The organism is Johnsonella ignava ATCC 51276 (genome assembly GCF_000235445.1).
GTDB lineage: Bacteria > Bacillota > Clostridia > Lachnospirales > Lachnospiraceae > Johnsonella > Johnsonella ignava.
On record NZ_JH378842.1, the window covers coordinates 7,720 to 11,371 of the forward strand.

The 3,652-nt window shown below is 34.1% G+C and carries 3 protein-coding genes and 1 pseudogene; 1 reads left to right on the top strand and 3 read right to left on the bottom strand.

Features of this window, described 5'->3' with window-relative positions; translation table 11 throughout:
• The 3 genes and pseudogenes from HMPREF9333_RS11265 to HMPREF9333_RS11275 all read right to left on the bottom strand — a co-directional run.
• On the bottom strand, positions 1 to 427 hold a 427-nt coding region (locus HMPREF9333_RS11265; RefSeq protein WP_156797343.1), incomplete at its 3' end, for an ABC transporter ATP-binding protein.
• Between the two features lie 8 nt (positions 428 to 435).
• The gene (locus HMPREF9333_RS11270; protein WP_005542178.1) at positions 436 to 2,160 is read right to left on the bottom strand and encodes an ABC transporter ATP-binding protein; all 1,725 of its coding nucleotides are present in this window, start codon (positions 2,158 to 2,160) and stop codon (positions 436 to 438) included.
• Positions 2,161 to 3,261, bottom strand: a pseudogene (locus HMPREF9333_RS11275) (ABC transporter ATP-binding protein); the annotation flags it as partial. It abuts the gene before it with no gap.
• Positions 3,262 to 3,336: 75 nt separating this feature from the next.
• Between HMPREF9333_RS11275 and HMPREF9333_RS11280 the strand changes: the two are divergent.
• Positions 3,337 to 3,627: a transposase gene (locus HMPREF9333_RS11280; RefSeq protein WP_005539276.1), complete on the top strand. Its 291-nt coding sequence runs from the start codon at positions 3,337 to 3,339 to the stop codon at positions 3,625 to 3,627.
• Positions 3,628 to 3,652 lie beyond the last annotated feature (25 nt).

A 3,652-nucleotide genomic window follows, 5' to 3' on the forward strand; every position in this document is an offset into this window, starting at 1 on the left:
TATCCCTATCCATAAGATTTTCAGCTTCTAAATCGTGAAATGCACAATTCACTCTATCTATCATTTCATCTCTATCTATTCCATAATTTTCAAGAGCAAATGCCACTTCCTTGGTACTATTCGTTGTAAAAAATTGACTTCGTGGATTTTGAAATATAGAAGCAATATTTTTCCCCATTTCTCCGGGAGTGATAGTTTTTATATCACTTCCTAACACTTTCACAGTTCCAGTTAAAACCCCTTCAAAGAAATGTGGAATTAAGCCGTTTATCAATCTTGTAACAGTTGTTTTCCCTGAACCAGACTGACCAGTAAGCAAAATAAATTCTCCTTCTTTAACTTTGAAATTTATATTTCTGAGACTCCTTTCTGTTTGTGTTCCATAACTGAAACTTACATTATCAAAATCAATAACTACATCTCCCATTTCATCACCTATATTTTCCAACCAATAGATTGTTTTCTAATTTCGATGAAATGTTTATATACTCCATCTTGACTAATTAGTTCCCTATGATTTCCTTGTTGCACAATTTTCCCTTTATCAATGACAATAATTTGATCTACTTCTCTTACTGTAGATATTCTATGTGCAATACTAATAAGGGTTTTATTTTTTGTTAACTCCTTTATTGCACTGATTAGCATATGCTCATTTTCAGGATCTACACTTGAAGTTGCTTCATCAAGAATAATAATTGGCGCATCTTTCAGAATTGCTCTTGCAATAGATATTCTTTGCTTTTCTCCTCCCGACAGCGTTGAACCGCCCTCCCCAACAACAGTATCGTATCCGCACTTAAGACTTGTTATAAAATCGTGGCAACACGCTTTCTTGCAAGCCTGCACTACCTCATCATGTGTAGCATTCGGATTTCCAAATTTTATATTGTTTTCAATCGTGTCATTGAATAAATAAACCTTCTGAAATACCATACTGATATTTTGTAATAGGCTTTCAGAAGTAAAGTCCTTAACATTATGTCCTCCAATAAATACTTCCCCTTTATTAACATCCCAAAATCTTGCTATAATATTACAAAGGGTTGTCTTTCCGGAACCTGAAACACCGACAATAGCCAAACTGCTATTCGACTTTATCTGCAAATTTATATTCTTCAAAATCTCTCTTTCCCCATATCCAAAACAAACATCTTTCAATTCAATGTCATAGGAATTCAAGTCAATTTCTTTTCCGCCCTCATCAAGCGAAGGTATATCTGAAACATAGTCCAATCGATTAAGTTGTGTTGCGAGCATTCTGCTTAAAAATGCTCCATCATTAACCAACTCCAATTCCATAAAAATTAGAAAAGCAGATACTATAAACATAAGAGTATATGAAAGTAGAATCAGAGATTTCATATATAGAATTATTGCAACAAACACCAATACACAGCTCGCAACTTTAAAAATCATTTCATATAGTTTCATTAAATAAGCTGAACCCTCAGTAACCTCAATATCAACTTTACATTTACTCATAAACGCTTTTTCAACTTTATTTTTTCCATCAGTTCCTTTTTCAAAAGAACGAAGTACTGAAATTCCTCTAATATACTCAATTGCATCAGTAACAAGCATTTCTTGTGAGTCTTGCATGATAGGAGAATATTTTTCGGTTTTCTTTGCGATTAATTTAAGAACGCCCATACCAAAGATGATTGCAATTAAAGATACCATCCCTACTGGAAAACAAAAGATCAATAACATAGTAGTCATACTAAAGGCATGAAAAAAACCTCCTACAATAAAGTTCATCGCAAGCATCGCCATACCCTCTAAGTCGGAAATAGTTGTTGTTAGAACCGCTTGGATTGTTCCTAAGTTTTTTTCTGAAAAATACCCCATTGGAGCTTTTTTCAGTTTTTCCCCTATTTCAATCCTTTTATCCTTAAAAATTTCATAACCTGATGCACTTAATTTTCTATCACAAAGATATTGAAAAATAAATCTGCCGAATATACTCACAACTACAATTGCTGTTGCCTGCATAATAATAGTCATATTCAACTGTTCAAGATTAATCATAATCAGTAAAACCGCCAACAACATCAAAGAAACGAAAAATGATTTTAATCCACTAAATATAAGACCAAGGATTACATTTTTTTGATACTTTCCTGATATTTTTAATATTCGTTTTACAATGCTAATCATTTACATCGCCTCCTTTTCATTATCTTGTCCGCCCACATAATTTTTCCACAAGGAAGCATATACTCCATCTTTTTTTACAAGGTTTTCATGAGTTCCATTCTCTACAATTTCCCCATCTTTCATAACAAGGATTGTATCAGCATTTGTAATAGTAGAAAGCCTGTGAGCAACCACTATAAGAGTCTTTCCTTTAATAAGATTGTTGATTGCACTTTGAATGAGATATTCATTTTCTGGATCTGCAAATGCAGTTGCTTCATCTAAAATTATTACCTTAGATTGTTTTAACATTGCTCTTGCAATCGTAATTCTTTGCCTTTCTCCCCCGGACAAAGAACCTCCTGCATCACCGACCTTTGTGTTATATCCATCTTCAAGTTCCATAATAAAGTCATGGCAAGATGCAGCTTTAGCCGCCTCAATAACCTCATCATCACTTGCAGTTGGGTTTCCTATTTTTATATTTTCTTTAATGCTTGTATTAAACAAGAAATTATCTTGAGCAACATAGCTTATCTCATTTGTTAGCTGTTCAAATGGAATTTCAGGTATTTTTTTCCCACCATAACAGATACTTCCTTTGGACGGATCCCAAAAACCAGCCATAAGTTTTGCTATTGTAGATTTTCCAGAACCGGAACTTCCTACCAATGCGGTTACTGTGTTTGGTTTTAATTCAAAGTTGATATTTTTTAGCACAAGTTCCTTATCATATGCAAATGAAACATTTTCAAAACGATAAAGAGTGTCATCAAAGATTACCTTCTCTTTTGGTCTTTTAAGTTCCTCTTTCGATAGAAATTCCTCTATTACATCTAAACTTGCCTTAACCATGTTGAATTGTTCAGAATACTTTCCAATTTTCATTAAATGTGCAATAAATCCTATTGGCAGTATAATGCACACAATAAAACCTGATAGAGAGATTTTTGAATTCATATACAGATATGCACCAACTGGCAAAGTCCCTAAAAGTGTTGACGGCATAACCGCTTGAACAAATGCTGACCATAACCAACTTTGTTTCCACCAAGCAAGTGCACTATCATGAAAAAAGTTAATCGCATTCGTGAATTTCTCGTAAGAAGAATCACTGTGATTGGAGTGGTAGCATTTAAGTAGAGTTGGTAAACTCACCAAATCTATGGTATTATTAAAAACACAGAGGTGATCAAAATGCAATACGACAAAACTTTTAAAGAAGAGGCTGTTAAGCTATCCGATGAAATTGGTCTTAATGCCGCTGCTAACCAACTCGGTATTCCTTATTACACCCTTTCGGGCTGGCGTAATAAACGTAAAAAATATCAGGAAACCGCATATGTTGGAAGCGGTAACAAACGTTTATCTAATGATGCCAAGGATCAAAAGATATGCGAGCTTGAAAAAGAGGTTTTAGAACTTCAACGGTCTAATGACATTCTTAAAGAGGCTCTCGGTTTTTTCGCCGTAAGCCGGAAGAAATAAAGGACTCATTACCGTTATCAGTTCT

Excerpts from the sequence above, each read along its gene's own strand:
- HMPREF9333_RS11270 (WP_005542178.1), bottom strand. The coding sequence starts at position 2,160 with ATGATTAGCATTGTAAAACGAATATTAAAAATATCAGGAAAGTATCAA.
- HMPREF9333_RS11280 (WP_005539276.1), top strand. The coding sequence starts at position 3,337 with ATGCAATACGACAAAACTTTTAAAGAAGAGGCTGTTAAGCTATCCGAT.